Here is a 14,615-nt window from a genome sequence, read left to right on the forward strand (position 1 = left end):
GTTTAAACTAACCACTTAAAGGGTGAATCAAGGTAATCCACCACATAAACTTGACACCCACAAATATCGATCCCTAGTTTTCCCTCCTTATCTAACTTATAACAACTTTGTATAGCTCCATCTCCCTTTAAAATTTCATAATAAATATCATAGCTGATTAAAAGTTGAGATGGCTTCGTCCCTTGCTTAAGATAATCTTCCTTTAAAAAACTTAAAATCATAATCCCACTCCTTAGCCCTTCATCCAGATAGTATCAGACCAGTCTACTTAATGGCTCTTGAGTTTATTCATAAAATTTCTAGCTTCCTTCCCAAAGGATATATCATAGCCTTCAACCTCTCTTGTAAAGTAATTAATACTTTAATAAAAGACTATACACAACGAACACCTAAAATGATTTTCAATACTGCACCCATCCAATAATTATAAGATGTAAGTTAATATGTGCAAAATTTTGTGACGTATTACACGTATTTTGTATAAATTGTTATCTTGTGCAATAAATTATATCTTGATAATTTGTTCTTGAACTGGCAAATGTTCTGATACGTGACTGATCAGCATCATTCTCTCCTCAAAAGTGTTTATCCAGTTCAGGCTCAACCGGAACTCGGCATCCCCAAAGTGCCGAGTTCTTTTATTTTTATATCCAGAATAAAAAAGCCTACTCATCGAGTAGGCTTCCCCTTATGACATTTGCGCTGATCATTGAGGGTTCTTGTTATCTATAGTATTTTAAATACAATAATTAAAAAAGCCCGCATCTACGGATGGCTACGGGCATAAACTCATGTGAATAAAATAAGTATCCATTCACATCATAAGCGAGAAATGCCTAAAAAACCATTCAATAAATGCAAACTTCATCACAAATTAAACATGTAATCGCAAAACACGTAACTTATTTCACTTAAAGTTTCCTAGCTGGAAAACATTTTTCATTGCAACAAAAAAGCCCACTTTTTGGCGAGCTTAAAAATCAAATAGGTGCAACACTTATAACTTCCTCACCGTATCAAAGATGTAGACAAAGCGTGCTGTACAGTCAAGCATCTAATCGTATAATCGCACCAACTTTTCACTGATTGCTTCACTAACAAATGCATTCAAGCTACTATCACCTGCAGCCATCACAGCTTTACGGTGCAATTCAGGAGGGATACACACATTGAACGTTCCTTTAAGTGGTTGTTCAGGAGACTTACCCAATTCCGCACATGATGCTAAATACCCATCCACAGAAAATTGAAACTCCCTTTCAAGTTCTTTTAATGTTTCCGCTTCATATGTAACCAAATCACGAATAAAAGCTAACTTGCCGAATAATTCACCTGTTTCAATATCTGGCTCAATCGTCCCAAGATAACCTTTGTATTTTAAATAACTCATAACAAACCCTCCTGTTTCAGTGCTTGCTTGACGGCCTTTAAAGCACCACCCTTAATTTCATTCTCGGAGTGCGGCCTATGCAATAAAATCATACTTTTAGTTATGGTATTAAAGAAACGTATTCTTAATCTAGCCATTTCTCGCTTGTCATAACCAAGTTGATTCAGTAAAATCGCCAAGTCTTTATAAGGAGATGTATTCTTAACATTTCCCAGTTTCTCTAGTAATTCCCTGTATTTTAATAATTTGTGATAAAAATAATATTAAATTGCAATACCCAAGATCTCTTCTAGATATAGTTCCAACCTTAAACACAAGCTGCATAAATGATCTTTGATTCGCTATTTATCACAATGCTCAACCTATCATATCGCAAATCTGAACTAACAGGTTCACCTCTATAAGAGATTAGAATAACTCCAGCATTAGTTCTTCTTTTTAAATCGTCTTCACTTAGAACAAGTTGACCTAAAAGTTTTTCTGCCTCAATGGGAAGACAATAAGTACTTTTAATAGGCTCTATATCTGACTGAGTTTCTTGAAGTTCATTGGATGTACACCCAGCAGTTCCAAAAGCAATCAAGCAGATTAATATAATTTTTCTCATAACCGTTCCCACTAGATTTCTTTTTTGCCATTCTAATCCCCCTATTCATTAAAAATCCAATTTCAAATGCCCATAAAAAAGCCCATCATTTGATGAGCTTTGAATAAGTCAGTGAGCCACACACTAAGGTCACTATAACATCAAAGTACACCCTGACTTTCAAGCTCCTATAAGCGACTTTTAAATTGATATTTAGTAGCGAGGCGAACCATTCCTAGCATCTTATCACGCGCTACAGCGAATTCAGATATGCTAAGCTTCTTAGCGATAGTCTCTTCTGACTTAAATTCAACATAGAACATCACAACAACTTTGATCCATTTTTTACCTACCAATTGCTCAACTTGTTTAATTGCCACGCCCAACTTCACTTGCTCTGTACTGAACCATAAAACTGTAAAACCCATCATTGCTGCTTCGTTGTATTTTTCCATGTCCCCGATATAATCTTTCCCCCTTCGTATGGCGTCCACCTCCAGCCATCCAAATACAGCCTTCGACCTCAACCAGAATCTTTGCACCTATAATCAGAAAATCAGCTCTCCATTTGCGTTTTGGATGGAATTCATATTCTTGCTCAAAATCGATTCCGCAGGCTCTTAAGTGTGTTGCTAAAACCGTATCTCCTTCTATCAATGAGTTAGTGCAGCTTTTCATAATGATTAAATCAAAAATTAGCTAGATTTTAAAATATGAGTAACGTAATATTTTCAGAGTCGAGCTAATTTTCAAAATTTCAATAAGTTTCAGGTTTTCAATAAGTTAAAAACATCCATTTTATGACTTTGTTTCCCTAATTAAATTATAATTAAATGGGCTTTCAGCCGATAACTCTTCTAAAGATCGTGGGGACCATCGTAAGGATGATAGAAGCACTTCTTTAAGCTATTTTGCCCGTACGTTTTCTCCATCGCTTCATTACTGTACAAAACAAACCAGAACTAGTCTTAGCCTAAACAATCACTAGCTCTTTGAGAATATAGGAATATTCATCCTAGTAAGTTATCGCTTTCTCATTAGAATTGTACCGTTACAATGCCTGCCAATGCACCCAATAAAACTACAAGCCAAGGTGGTAATTTCCAAAACGTCAATAACAAAAATGCCGTTACGGCTAAGGCAAAATCAATAGGTCTCAGTATCGCGCTCGTCCAAACTGGATGATAAAACGCCGCCAACAAGATACCGACGACCACAGCATTAGCTCCCATCATTGCACGTTGTACAGCAGGATAATGACGTATTTTCTGCCAGAAAGGTACTACACCAAACACAAGCAGAAATGCAGGCAAAAAATCACGATTAGGGTAATAACTCCACCTAACCAGCCATTGGGTGCGGGTTGGGCAACAGCCCCAAGATATGCAGCAAAAGTGAATAAGGGACCAAGTACAGCCTGTACTGCACCATAACCCACTAGAAAAGTATCATTGGTAACCCACCCCTCACCGACCACTGATGCCTGTAAAAGCGGTAATAGAACATGCCCACTACCAAAAACCAATGCCCCAGCCCTATAAAAACTATCTATCAACATGATGAGATGGTTATGAGTGATTGAGACCAATAAAGGCAATATCGGCAGTAAACTAAAGAAAAAAATCAATGTAACTTTCATTAATATAAGCTAGCACTGGCTTAGTAAAGCTAGTGCTAGTCTCACTAATAACTACGTTTCTCCTAAATTTTAAAAGCACACCTTTGTAGATATGCCGGAAGATATACTTAATTTTAAGACGTAATGTCATTGATAGACTTAGGCTAAATCATCAAGCCTAAAGTAAAATGAATAGATGTTATATCAAGACACCATTCTTAATGCCTGTTCTAACCCGCGTTGTTTGATATTGGCTCCAGCACCAAACCATGCTGAATTCATTCGGTGATCCGTTGAAATCGCACGCCGCTCATGATCAATATATTCGGTAAGACTACAAAGCAGACCATAAGCCGTATCTTTCGCTGAACTTAACTCAGCTCCCCGCCCCTGCCCATTGAACATTTCCATAGCCTTCGACATGGCGCGGCCATTTGGTTCAGATTTGGAGTTTGATTTTTTGTCCATGGATGCTGCTTTAAGATAGTACTGAATAATACTTTCTTCTTGGTCTGTGACACTCAAAGTTGTGTTATTAAACACCGCATCAAAGTAAGCCGCAGCTTCCTGCTGAGTTACCTTACGCTGGCTGAGCTGCTTCATTTCATACATATGCTCATCCCAGGTTTTAATAGAAATACCCAGCTGCTGCTTGATCTTTTCTGCATCAAACTTGGTACTGTGCGGTACTTTTACTACACCCTCTCCACTGTTTTGTCCTCGTATCGCAATACTCAAGGTGTTATTACATACCACTCGAACACTGGTGAATTGTGCCGTGGTGGCCAATGTGCCATCACAGGCCGTAGCCAATAAAATATAGCCATTGCTAACATCTTTTCCTTTTAACGCTGCCGATTGTCCTGTCCTAGCCAGTGCCCAGAACTTACGGCCACCTTTGAGTACTCCTGCTGTTTCCAATTCAAACCCTGATTGTTCTGTCAGGTCTTTATAGAAGTTTAATATCTCCATCGGTTGTACCTCCTGATAGCGCTGACTCACAACCGATAACGGTTCATGAGTATCTGACCGATAAAGGACTCTCTGATCTTCATACGGCATGATGATGCTTTGTCCACGTTCATTCTTTGCCATATAGCTGACATTGGATGATTCAATTCGCCAGTCCATAGTCCATACCCGCCTGCTGTGCCCATACTTCTATAGGTTGGTTTCGGATCAGTTGATTCCCTAAACCATGCCAAGGGGTTTGACCAACGAATGCCATTGATTCAACTTGATGTGCCATGATTGATTTCCTTTAATTAATTTTAATAATTTGAATTTTGTAAAAATAAGAGTTACTAAAAACTCGACTGTTTGATTTCAAAGTGTTCCAGACATTGCTCACACTGGTAATGCAACATCACCGTGTTGTCTTGATGCTGGACGTAGAGCAGAAACATGCCCCCTACAACTAAACCAACAAAGCCACCGACTAGTGGGTGAATAGGACTGCGCTTTGACAATTGCATACAGGCTGCTGCGAGAGACATCGGTGAGAAAGATGAAAGTTTTGCAAATACACTTTGGTGGGTTTGCTCCGACTGTCGTAGTAATTTCAGATGTCGCGAATGGCAGTAAGGACATTGATGCATTTAGTTATCCTCCTAAATAAAAGGCATGAAAAAACCACAAGCAGATGCTTGTGGTTTGATTGAGCTTTATATCGTTTTAGATGAATGTCTGATTAACGAGTGACTTTTGGAGTCGCTAAACCTTTCTTAGTACAAGGCTGGATACTTTGAATATATTGCCCATCTCCAGTGTCTTTAAAGAAACCATGTTTCGATTTGATTTCTAAACACTGACCTTTCTTAAAAGGTTTAACTTGTGGAACGACTTTAGCTGGTATGGCGTAGCTATTTAAAATGACTTCACCTTTAGTGGTTGGAAATACAACTGATTCTTCACCGTAATAAAGATTGGCTTTAAGTGTAACCTGCTCAGTTTTAGCAAAGGCAATAGAACTGATTGAAAGGCTTAAAATTCCACAAGTGATAAATTTAATAAAGTTCATAATCTTTTCTCTGATGTAAATAAAAGTAATCATTCAATAAATACTAAAAGGCTATTTAAGTTAGTGACCAAAACATGACTGGTATCCTTCGTTAAGGACTTGATTGCTGTTCTTATCCCAACTCACCACATACCAAGTACATTGATAACGGTCAGAATCCCATGCAGCACGATAGGTCATGGTATTGCCTTGCTGGCTCCATCCTTCTACTCGCTTACTCACCTGATCCGGACTTGAACGGCCCCATACATTCATGAGGTGTGACGCTAGCATTTGATCAATATTCGGGATGGTTGACTTTAAATCACTAGGCGCAGTTTTGATTGGCTTTAAGCCATAGCGAGAAGCATTGGAGCTTAAGGTTTTTCCTTCATGGTACTCACCATCAACTTCTGAACTGAGCTTTCCTATATTCGCATCTTGTGCTTTTGCCTGATCAACAGCTGCTATTGCACCTGCAACCACTTCGTCCTCAGCTTGTGAATGAGTAGATTCTGATTCCGGGTTTTCCACCATACTTTCAATTCCGGTGAAACCTGATTCAGCGGGTTCTGATGCTGCTTGTGTTGTGGCAGATTGATTTTGTACCTTAGATTGTTCTAAAGCTAATTGTGCTAACTGAAGTTCAGTTTGTCGTTTTTGATGTTGATTAAATAAAATACCGCCTGCAATCAGTACAACCATCATCACTACAGTTAACAACCAATATAACGGTGATATCTTTTTAGTTGAGTTAGTGCTGTTCTTTATCATATTCATATCATTACCTTGAAATAGAGGATATACGGCGCTTTAGGGCTGCCTTCACTGGGGTAATATGTAAGTAAAAATTCTTTATTTTCAGTTATTGCCCAAATAGCTTTTTAATAGAGTCCATGCTTCATTCAATTGCTGTGCTTGGCTTTCGATCAACTGACGAACAGATTCAGGTAAACTTTGGTATTTATCCGGATGAAACTCAGCCATCTTTTTTCGGTAAGCAGATTGCAAGACCTGTTCAGTCAGTAATTGAGGCTGAATATCAAGAAGTTTGCATGCATGTTGCTGTTCACTATTCAACGCTGGAGCATTAGCCTGCTTTTCATCAGCCAGACATTGATAGATAATTTTGACCAGATCAGGAAATACGGCTTTAGAAACATTGGATACACGACACAAATGAGTCATAAAAAGATCAGCTTGAGTCTGTTCAACCTGACCCAGTGCCATTGCATAAACCAGTTGTTCGATCATCTCCGTACGAAGCTTGTAAGCCAGCACATCTTTAAGTTCTGCAAAGCGATGCAATAAATCTTCATATTCAAAGTTGGGATGTTCAGTCAGTAAACTTTTAATATAGTGCGGTGATGCTTCATTATTCAGCTTTGCAAAATGATTTGATATTGCATGACTAGATTCAGCATTCCATCTACCCATATTGAATGTGATGAAATAAGCAAACAGATCAATAATTACCTTAAGTTCTGCATCAATCTGTGGTGGGGCCCGATCAGTTTCTGTTTGTCCCTGACAGACTTCATTTAAGAATGAAGCCAATGTTCGTACTGTTCCCTTATCCAGTTGGGTAAAGGTCAAAGTTTCCATCCGATTCAGTACGATGCCATGATTAATGACCCCAATATCTGCTTCGACATGATTAATATTTTTAAAATGATAAGCAGCATCATCTCCAAAGCTTTCTTTATAAAAGAGTCCAGTCGCCGTTATACAAAGTCCAGCTTTAGCACTGCCAAATACCGTATCGTCAATCAACATGAGGATTTCATCTGGATGAATACCTTGAGAGAGATAACTCATAGCCCCTTGCAATTTTTTATATGGAATAGCAGGGGCAAAATAAATATTGTCACTCGCTCTTAGCATCATCATCCAACGACTTTTCTGGAGGGATTCTCTCGATATGATTGTCATGGCAACCTCCTAAATTTAGGTACTAAAACAACCAACGTAGAAAATCAGCAGGCCAAACAAGTGCCCGACCCAAAGAATATGAACGAGAATAAATAGGGTACTGCCAAATCAAATACAGCCAATAACCAATCACAATGGTGAAATAAAGGCCAATCAATGGATGTTTCATTATAAATTCCTCATTTTTTAGATAAGCCTGTTCACCCCCCTGCCCTATGGCAGCAGGTGAGATCAAAAGACAAACTAAGATTTAATGTGAATACGAGCTCTAAAGTTTATGTGCACATTGCTGACCAGACTTAAAAGATACCTCTTCGAAATCCTCTGGCATCCTGACTTGCATCATGCCAATCGCCTCCAGCCTCTCTTTGCCATAATGTTCTTCCATCCTGTCGTAGAAGCAGGAACAGAAACTGCGACTACCTCCTGTATTCCTACAGCTTTGTTTCATACCTTTTTCGAAATCAGAAGAACAACCAGTAATCATCAGAACACTGACACCCACCAAACCCATCAAAATTTTATTTTTCATCGTTTTATCCAATGACGTCGTCATGGAGCTTAGGCTTTTTTAGGCAATACGAAGCCCTGCCACGGCGTAGCTCACATGACATATTTTTAAAGTTAAATTTTTAGACGAAAAGACCTAAAGCTTGATCAACTAAAAGTTCATCAAACCCTATTAAAAACTAATCAGGCGTTATAAAAAGAATATGCATAGCCAACTCCTTTATATTGGGAGTTCTGCCAAAGCATTCGAGAATTATGGTGGCAGAACGAGAAAGGGTTCGCGGACTGGTCTTAGGGCCAGCACACCCGAAGGTGTCCCCCTCCCGTTCCACCGCAGAGAGGGGGCACGAGGGGCTGAGTACTAAAAGTAAAACCTTTAATACTCCTAAGAATGGTCCGCGACGACCAACTGGCAATGTAGGCCAGCACGCAAAGGATAATGTGCAATATTTAAGGTGTCAACTTCGTACCGATTATTTAATGCGAAGATATTTATTATTTTTCATTAGATTAGTTTTTTAACCGGATCATTAAGTAAATTTAGCTAATGAATATTAAGCACACAATTACAATACTATTTTGTTGTTTTTAAGAATCATAGACATGATTCCAGATATTAAACTAACTTATAATTTCAGGATGAAAGTGCTTCAGGAGGGAAAATGTTACGGTTGAAATGTATTGGTGGCCCCCTATATGGTCAGGAGTATTCCCACCCCTCTAATGAATTTACCTTCTGTGATAAACAGACTGGTAAACTAACACTGTACCGTAAACAATCCCTTGATTTCACACCTCCTCAATCTTACTTTGTGGCTGAATCTATTTCCAAACCAGTTGCATATAACCTTGCGCTGCAATTATTAAAGTCTAAAAATCATTAAAGTTATAAGAGTTGATCTACAAATAAGTAAATCAACTCCTAGCAGCTTTTAGATACAGTTTTACTGTCATCTCATCACATTACTCTTCCATGAATTGAAACCATGAAGCCAGACTCGTAGTTCTCTACTCTCTGGTTCAGTTGTACCGAATGTCGTTCTCAGCATAGTTTCCAAGTCATCAACAGGATCTTGCAATTCCCAAGTAAATGCTTCAATTTCATCATTACTGTGCAGCTTCTTGAACTTTTCGATACCGAACACTTCTCCAACCATACCTGCAACTTCCTGCCATATTGCACAGATTCTTGAAAGGATATAGTGATAATCTTTAATTACATTCTCATCAAAAACCATCACAAACAACATCATGTACTGATTTTTTTGAGAAAAATGCATGACTCTTTGATAATCATAGCGAAGCCCTACTTTTAATAGACGATCTCTCTTAATTCGTTTTTCAAAAGTCAGGATATGTTGAGCCATGGTACAAATAGGGATAGCATCAGCAATATTCTGGTCGTAGCCTAATCCAAGTGTGACTATTCTTAATTGATAATAATGAGCAGTCGCTTGATGATATTTCTCAATTTCTCGCTCTACACGCTTGCTATGCACTTCATGAATAAACTTTAACTTTTCAGCAAAAGCTACTGTTCTGAAACGAATAATTAATCGTTGTAATATCGAATCAATAATTTCTTTTGCTAATTCTGTATTGTCAGTTTTAAAACTTCTTAGGTTTCTTTCAAGCAATACTGCTAAATAACACTCTCTAAATTCTTGAATCCATATCCTAAAATCAGCATGTATATAATACTGCATGATGTAATACCATTCATCGATATAAGCACTGAATACAATAAGCCAATACTCGATATCCATGTCTTCTTTATTGAGCTTTATAGCTTTAAAAAGGCTATGAATATCACGTTCAAAGCGAACAATTACTTGATGTTCAAGAGTAGCTAAATTCATCTAACGTCTCCCAATTTGGTTGAATTACATAAGAAGACCAACTCGATAATTTTTTATTTTCTGTCTAAATAAGAGATAAGTAACTCTTTGATCATTACGCATTAACAGAACCCACCCCACCGAAGTGAAGTGAGTTCTATTCAATTTTAAACCTTAGTTTTTATCAATTACTGTCCTGTTCCAAAGGTCCTACTACCCGAATTAAGTTTGACACGCAATCGCTGATCGTATTTTTCTGGAGTAGCAAAATAAGGGATATATGCAATCACATTCTGACATTGCTGAGTATTAGCTCTCTCAATACGACCAAGAGCTAAAGTCCCTTTTTCTTCAAATCGAGCTTTGGTAGTAGGTTCATTGGGTGTATAGAAAGTACCTAGCCCATTCGTAATCTCTTGCCAATAATTCCCAACAGCTAAAGCAAGACCAAAATCATTCTGGTGTTTATGTCCATCGTAAATCAGCATTAAATGGCAATGGAATCCCGCTGAGTGTCCACCCTGCTCTAATGCCCAAACAAACCCCTCTAAATTAGAAAAACAACGGTCACCATTTGAAATCCGATTACGGAGAATTTTCATGTGCTGATCAAATAACTGGATATTTACTAAACTCTGTACATGATCTGGATACTTCAAATCTACGCGTACAATCAAAGAGCGGGATTTATGCTGTAAAACGCACTTAATATATTCAGTTAGGCGTTGTTGATTCCGTAGCTCTTGCATTTGAAATGCATGACACTCATTAAGAACATTGGAGTAATTGGTTTGTATTACTTGACGTAAAGTCACCACTTGATGCTCTAGGAGCATATCTAATCCATCATAGCTTTGCCCTTGTAAATAACTCTCGATTAAGTGAATTAAACAAATAAAAATTTGAATGTGTTGGCTGTACCACACATTCGGACAATACTGAATATGAAAGGCGGGAATCAGTTCTTGTAACTCTCTAAGAATCTGATCATTACTGATTTGATTATTCTGGATTCTCTCGATGAAGCTTTCAATTGCAATGAGAGTTTGAGCTTGGTTAGACATTGTATTTACCTAAGTTAAGTTTAAATCATAGGTAAGTCATATCGATTATTTTTTAATGGTGATTACTTGCTCTATGCTTTTAGGCATTGAGCTTAGATAGTTTGAATAAGGTGAATTAGTTCTTCACTTAAGCTACAGGAGAATAGATTTCTAGATACATATTTATATGTTGAGCTACTAACACTGAAATGGATTAATTGTCTTAGGTAAGAATAGATCTATGTATTAGATAAGAATGAATCCAATAGATAAGAGTACTAGACAAGAATAATTAATATACCTGCCACTGGAAACAAATTCTTCTCACGACATTATGAAGAATAAGAAGGTTCATCTGATAGGAAAGCCTTACAAGAAATGAGATCCATAGCAAGCTAAAGTTACAACAAATCCCTTCGTATCAATCTAAGTAAAACTGAAGTTATATAACTCCCTAACGGAGATCTACTGAATCTAAATCAGGGAACCTCTTATACTCCAGCATTTATTTTTTATTGGGTTGCTCATGGTATGTGCAAAACGCACGCATTATTTTGAAAGGAATAAACCATGAATGCGTCAACAAACCAAACTGTCTTTGTAATGAATAAAATCATCAACCTAAGACAGGTTATTGATTTCACTGGTCTCAGTCGAGCAACTATTTATAACCTGTTAGATCCAAAATCTGAATATTACGATTCATCATTCCCTAAGCAAATTCGCTTAACTACAAACCGCGTAGGATGGTCAGCGTTAGAACTCAACATATGGATTGAATCAAAGCTAGCACAACGTTGAGTTGTGTTAGTCATTTGTTCGATAATAAATTATTGTGAAAATCTACGTTTAGAAGAGTTTCTCTCTTTATAATTAAGTTTCCCTCTTATAGATTTTTGAGACACGGGAAGAGAGTAGCGTATGCAGTAAAGATCACGATGTGCTAAATAGAAGCACTAAGTTCTTAAATACTTTTTCAGATTTATTTTTGGAAGAGTAGTTTCTTCTTTCATAACTCTCCCTAAAGTATAAAAAATATTTAATTGAACAATTAAATTATTTTCATTTATCTAAAATCATTTAATAGCATAAAAGCTATATCTTCACCCTTTTTTTAACACTCTTACTCATCCTGTTATTGAGATAATAAGCCAAACAATTTGAATCACCATCAAGGATAGAAAGATAAGGAGTTTCGCATAAATCTTCACTACATAAAATATCGACAGAAAATTACTCATTAAATTTATATATACCAGAAGTCCTTCAATAATTTTGACACCTCCCTTCCCCCAACTATTACTATTTCATTTCCAAATAGAGAAAGATCAAAGATTACATTTCTAAATTTATTTTTTTCATAAAATCTTAGGACCAATACAATCAATGACAAAGAATTTTAAAAATCTCAATAAAAATATATCAAAAAAATCACAACATTATAGTGAACATAAAAAATAACTTACAAATTACATTTACTCATCAAGTAACTGCAGAAAAATAAAGTTGTTTTATATAGTTATTTTAGAAAATTTAACAGAATTCCAGTTCAAGCCTAACATTAAATTCACACCTATAATCAATTGAATAGAAGAGTACAATGATTATTTAAAAATATAATAAAAACAACCACACAAATAGGTATCACTACGTGAGTTAATCTTTCAAAATCTCAACCCAATTAATTTTTTACTTTGAGTAATTATCCGATCTTTTCCTGTTTAGTATGAAATTGTTCTTTCTAGAAATAAAACGTATATTCCGACAAAATTACAAATATTGATAAATGCAAGTAAAGGTATCTAATAAATTCTTCAGAAAGCTGACCCATGAATTCAAACTAGCACCAAGCACCAAGCACCAAGCACCAAGCACCAAGCACCAAGCACCAAGCACCAAGCACATTGTATAAAATCACAATAATATTAACTCTGTAAATCCACTGTATTTCTACAAAAAAACTACATATTTTTTATTTTCTATTGTCAGTTTTTCTATGTATTTCCCGTTATAATTAGGGAAATTAAGTTTAGTAGATTTTATAATGAAACAAGATTATTTAGAAGAAAGTATTTCCTTTTTCTCTGAAAACTCTAATCGCGAATTAGAATTTTTCTGGGTGTACTTCAGACCTGACTTAGAACCAAATATTCAGTACAACTATGATAATCATACTGCTCCATTACTCCCCCCTCTTGAAAAAATAAAAACAGACTTAACTGATCTTTTCAATAAAAATAATGATTTAGAACCTCTCCTTATACAAATTAAAAAAATAAAAATAAATAGAATATTGGAGTTAAACCATATAAGTTGGATAAATCAGAAAAATGAACGTCAACTTAATTTTGTATTTTCAAAAATACAAAATGAATTTAAGGAACTAGCCATTAATAACTCATTTGATACTACAATTAAAGTTCAAAATAATAGATATTTTGATAATATTTTGAAATTTAAAATACCGCAAAAGCAAGATGAAAAAAACCAAAAAACAGAAGATTATACATTTACACCAACTTCTTATCAGATAAATATATCTATACCATTGCCTTTACCCAAAAAAACATCTGGAAATAAATATGAAATTTTAATTTATAATATAGATTTATTAAATATAAATTTAGAAAAAAAATTAAAACTACTAGAAAAAATTCGAGAACAATGGGAAATTAGCATTAAACAAAATGATAAATATTATAGTTGGATAGATTCAAATAACATTGAGCAGATAAAATGGATTTTCAATTATTTAGAAAAAAAGGGGATGTATATGAAACATGGTTTTTATTTCAATGAGGAAAATTTTACTCCTTATAATAAGCTACTTATTATACTTGACAATATAAATATTCTTATTTTTTTTCAAGAAGAAATTGCCATTTTTAAATTTTTTGAAAAAATTAAAAAATCATGGAGTCAGCAAAATTATAGGAATTCAGGAAAATTAAGAAAGCCTTATCATCTTCCATTAACAAAAGCTGCTCAAACACAACTCGAAAAATTGGCAGAGCTTAAAAATACAAAAAAAGAAAATATTATTGAAGAATTAATAGCTCAAGAATATTCAAAATATACAGACTCGAATGGAAAATTTAAATATTAATAATATTAAAGAGCCAGACACAATGCTGGCTCTTTATAAACTATAAGTTTAAATCACTCAAAAATACCAAACTTGAGATTTCCAAATTACGCAACGCGTCCGTTGATTTAGAGGAAGAACATTACCTTCTAAATCAAAGATTCTAATAATTTCATTATTTGAATCACGCTGGCAATTCAAAGTAGCTTCTTCCCCTTCACTTTGCATAAGACGCACTAAATTTTTACCCATATTGCTAAACTCCTTTCTAGAAAAAGAGTTTAATCACTCATTTCATAATTAAAAGAGTAATGCGTCTCTAAATGACGCTACACTATGCTTTATCTTTTCAATTGTTCATTTTAGATTCACTTACACAAATTCTTAGGCCTCGAAGTATTCTTAAGTTTCACGCAAAAGCTTATGCAAGAAAAATTATCCAATACAGTTAACTATACAAAGAAGCACTTTTGACTTTGTATCTTCACTTTAAAAATGAATTAATGATAGTTTAATAATACATGGATGAATTTTAACCAAAAACCTAGAGTCGTTTAAAGTGGTGATATTTCAACTATTCCAATCCAAGTTTTCATGAAGGCCAAATTACAGAG

General features: G+C 35.6%; 15 protein-coding genes and 3 pseudogenes. 3 read left to right on the forward strand and 15 right to left on the reverse strand.

Features of this window, described 5'->3' with window-relative positions; genetic code table 11:
• Window positions 1–2 precede the first annotated feature (2 nt).
• The 12 genes and pseudogenes from RMB03_RS02630 to RMB03_RS02690 all read right to left on the reverse strand — a co-directional run bounded on the left by RMB03_RS02630 (window position 3) and on the right by RMB03_RS02690 (window position 8,057).
• On the reverse strand, window positions 3–221 hold the full coding sequence (locus RMB03_RS02630; protein WP_311073648.1) for a hypothetical protein: 219 nt from the start codon (window positions 219–221) through the stop codon (window positions 3–5).
• An 833-nt stretch (window positions 222–1,054) separates the two neighbouring features.
• Window positions 1,055–1,390: a type II toxin-antitoxin system HicB family antitoxin gene (locus RMB03_RS02635; protein WP_311073650.1), complete on the reverse strand. Its 336-nt coding sequence runs from the start codon at window positions 1,388–1,390 to the stop codon at window positions 1,055–1,057.
• 307 nt (window positions 1,391–1,697) lie between these two features.
• Complete coding sequence (locus RMB03_RS02640) at window positions 1,698–1,997, reverse strand: hypothetical protein (RefSeq protein WP_311073651.1); 300 nt, start codon at window positions 1,995–1,997, stop codon at window positions 1,698–1,700.
• Window positions 1,998–2,317: 320 nt separating this feature from the next.
• Window positions 2,318–2,624 (reverse strand): annotated as a pseudogene (locus RMB03_RS02645) (hypothetical protein); the annotation flags it as partial.
• 389 nt (window positions 2,625–3,013) lie between these two features.
• Window positions 3,014–3,615, reverse strand: a pseudogene (locus RMB03_RS21035) (chromate transporter).
• 183 nt (window positions 3,616–3,798) lie between these two features.
• Window positions 3,799–4,843 (reverse strand): annotated as a pseudogene (locus tag RMB03_RS02660) (DUF932 domain-containing protein).
• Window positions 4,844–4,898: 55 nt separating this feature from the next.
• Window positions 4,899–5,192, reverse strand: coding sequence for a hypothetical protein (locus RMB03_RS02665; protein WP_311073657.1), 294 nt, complete (start codon window positions 5,190–5,192; stop codon window positions 4,899–4,901).
• A gap of 92 nt (window positions 5,193–5,284) precedes the next feature.
• Window positions 5,285–5,614 carry a hypothetical protein gene (locus tag RMB03_RS02670; RefSeq protein WP_311073659.1) on the reverse strand — a complete coding sequence of 110 codons (330 nt, stop codon included), beginning with the start codon at window positions 5,612–5,614 and terminating at the stop codon, window positions 5,285–5,287.
• Window positions 5,615–5,674: 60 nt separating this feature from the next.
• Window positions 5,675–6,373, reverse strand: a complete 699-nt coding sequence (locus RMB03_RS02675) for a hypothetical protein (protein ID WP_311073661.1) — start codon at window positions 6,371–6,373, stop codon at window positions 5,675–5,677.
• 81 nt (window positions 6,374–6,454) lie between these two features.
• The gene (locus RMB03_RS02680; RefSeq protein ID WP_311073715.1) at window positions 6,455–7,477 is read right to left on the reverse strand and encodes a molecular chaperone DnaJ; all 1,023 of its coding nucleotides are present in this window, start codon (window positions 7,475–7,477) and stop codon (window positions 6,455–6,457) included.
• 70 nt (window positions 7,478–7,547) lie between these two features.
• On the reverse strand, window positions 7,548–7,694 hold the full coding sequence (locus RMB03_RS02685; protein WP_311073663.1) for a hypothetical protein: 147 nt from the start codon (window positions 7,692–7,694) through the stop codon (window positions 7,548–7,550).
• A gap of 99 nt (window positions 7,695–7,793) precedes the next feature.
• Window positions 7,794–8,057 carry a hypothetical protein gene (locus RMB03_RS02690; RefSeq protein ID WP_311073665.1) on the reverse strand — a complete coding sequence of 88 codons (264 nt, stop codon included), beginning with the start codon at window positions 8,055–8,057 and terminating at the stop codon, window positions 7,794–7,796.
• A gap of 640 nt (window positions 8,058–8,697) precedes the next feature.
• Here RMB03_RS02690 and RMB03_RS02695 point away from each other — a divergent pair.
• Window positions 8,698–8,919 carry a hypothetical protein gene (locus RMB03_RS02695; protein WP_311073667.1) on the forward strand — a complete coding sequence of 74 codons (222 nt, stop codon included), beginning with the start codon at window positions 8,698–8,700 and terminating at the stop codon, window positions 8,917–8,919.
• Between the two features lie 66 nt (window positions 8,920–8,985).
• Here RMB03_RS02695 and RMB03_RS02700 read toward each other — a convergent pair whose 3' ends face one another.
• Both RMB03_RS02700 and RMB03_RS02705 read right to left on the reverse strand, forming a co-directional pair.
• The gene (locus RMB03_RS02700) at window positions 8,986–9,894 is read right to left on the reverse strand and encodes a hypothetical protein (protein WP_311073669.1); all 909 of its coding nucleotides are present in this window, start codon (window positions 9,892–9,894) and stop codon (window positions 8,986–8,988) included.
• Between the two features lie 167 nt (window positions 9,895–10,061).
• On the reverse strand, window positions 10,062–10,937 hold the full coding sequence (locus RMB03_RS02705; protein ID WP_311073670.1) for an inovirus-type Gp2 protein: 876 nt from the start codon (window positions 10,935–10,937) through the stop codon (window positions 10,062–10,064).
• Window positions 10,938–11,486: 549 nt separating this feature from the next.
• On the opposite strand from RMB03_RS02705, the gene RMB03_RS02710 reads away from it, so the two are divergent.
• Together RMB03_RS02710 and RMB03_RS02715 are read left to right on the forward strand one after the other, a co-directional pair.
• The gene (locus RMB03_RS02710) at window positions 11,487–11,717 is read left to right on the forward strand and encodes an AlpA family phage regulatory protein (protein WP_311073672.1); all 231 of its coding nucleotides are present in this window, start codon (window positions 11,487–11,489) and stop codon (window positions 11,715–11,717) included.
• A gap of 1,243 nt (window positions 11,718–12,960) precedes the next feature.
• Window positions 12,961–14,022 carry a hypothetical protein gene (locus RMB03_RS02715; protein WP_311073674.1) on the forward strand — a complete coding sequence of 354 codons (1,062 nt, stop codon included), beginning with the start codon at window positions 12,961–12,963 and terminating at the stop codon, window positions 14,020–14,022.
• A 57-nt stretch (window positions 14,023–14,079) separates the two neighbouring features.
• On the opposite strand, the gene RMB03_RS02720 is transcribed toward RMB03_RS02715, so the two are convergent.
• Window positions 14,080–14,253, reverse strand: coding sequence for a hypothetical protein (locus tag RMB03_RS02720; protein WP_311073676.1), 174 nt, complete (start codon window positions 14,251–14,253; stop codon window positions 14,080–14,082).
• Window positions 14,254–14,615: the final 362 nt, after the last annotated feature.

This window comes from Acinetobacter sp. V91_7, from assembly GCF_031799075.1.
Classification (GTDB): Bacteria; Pseudomonadota; Gammaproteobacteria; order Pseudomonadales; family Moraxellaceae; genus Acinetobacter; species Acinetobacter calcoaceticus.

What these genes read in the sequence shown, in the direction of transcription:
- RMB03_RS02680 (WP_311073715.1), bottom strand. Translation starts at nt 7,477, where the DNA reads ATGCTAAGAGCGAGTGACAATATTTATTTTGCCCCTGCTATTCCATAT.
- RMB03_RS02685 (WP_311073663.1), bottom strand. Translation starts at nt 7,694, where the DNA reads ATGAAACATCCATTGATTGGCCTTTATTTCACCATTGTGATTGGTTAT.
- RMB03_RS02640 (WP_311073651.1), bottom strand. Translation starts at nt 1,997, where the DNA reads ATGAGAAAAATTATATTAATCTGCTTGATTGCTTTTGGAACTGCTGGG.
- RMB03_RS02690 (WP_311073665.1), bottom strand. Translation starts at nt 8,057, where the DNA reads ATGAAAAATAAAATTTTGATGGGTTTGGTGGGTGTCAGTGTTCTGATG.
- RMB03_RS02665 (WP_311073657.1), bottom strand. Translation starts at nt 5,192, where the DNA reads ATGCATCAATGTCCTTACTGCCATTCGCGACATCTGAAATTACTACGA.
- RMB03_RS02635 (WP_311073650.1), bottom strand. Translation starts at nt 1,390, where the DNA reads ATGAGTTATTTAAAATACAAAGGTTATCTTGGGACGATTGAGCCAGAT.
- RMB03_RS02705 (WP_311073670.1), bottom strand. Translation starts at nt 10,937, where the DNA reads ATGTCTAACCAAGCTCAAACTCTCATTGCAATTGAAAGCTTCATCGAG.
- RMB03_RS02710 (WP_311073672.1), top strand. Translation starts at nt 11,487, where the DNA reads ATGAATGCGTCAACAAACCAAACTGTCTTTGTAATGAATAAAATCATC.
- RMB03_RS02695 (WP_311073667.1), top strand. Translation starts at nt 8,698, where the DNA reads ATGTTACGGTTGAAATGTATTGGTGGCCCCCTATATGGTCAGGAGTAT.
- RMB03_RS02720 (WP_311073676.1), bottom strand. Translation starts at nt 14,253, where the DNA reads ATGGGTAAAAATTTAGTGCGTCTTATGCAAAGTGAAGGGGAAGAAGCT.
- RMB03_RS02700 (WP_311073669.1), bottom strand. Translation starts at nt 9,894, where the DNA reads ATGAATTTAGCTACTCTTGAACATCAAGTAATTGTTCGCTTTGAACGT.
- RMB03_RS02715 (WP_311073674.1), top strand. Translation starts at nt 12,961, where the DNA reads ATGAAACAAGATTATTTAGAAGAAAGTATTTCCTTTTTCTCTGAAAAC.
- RMB03_RS02670 (WP_311073659.1), bottom strand. Translation starts at nt 5,614, where the DNA reads ATGAACTTTATTAAATTTATCACTTGTGGAATTTTAAGCCTTTCAATC.
- RMB03_RS02675 (WP_311073661.1), bottom strand. Translation starts at nt 6,373, where the DNA reads ATGAATATGATAAAGAACAGCACTAACTCAACTAAAAAGATATCACCG.
- RMB03_RS02630 (WP_311073648.1), bottom strand. Translation starts at nt 221, where the DNA reads ATGATTTTAAGTTTTTTAAAGGAAGATTATCTTAAGCAAGGGACGAAG.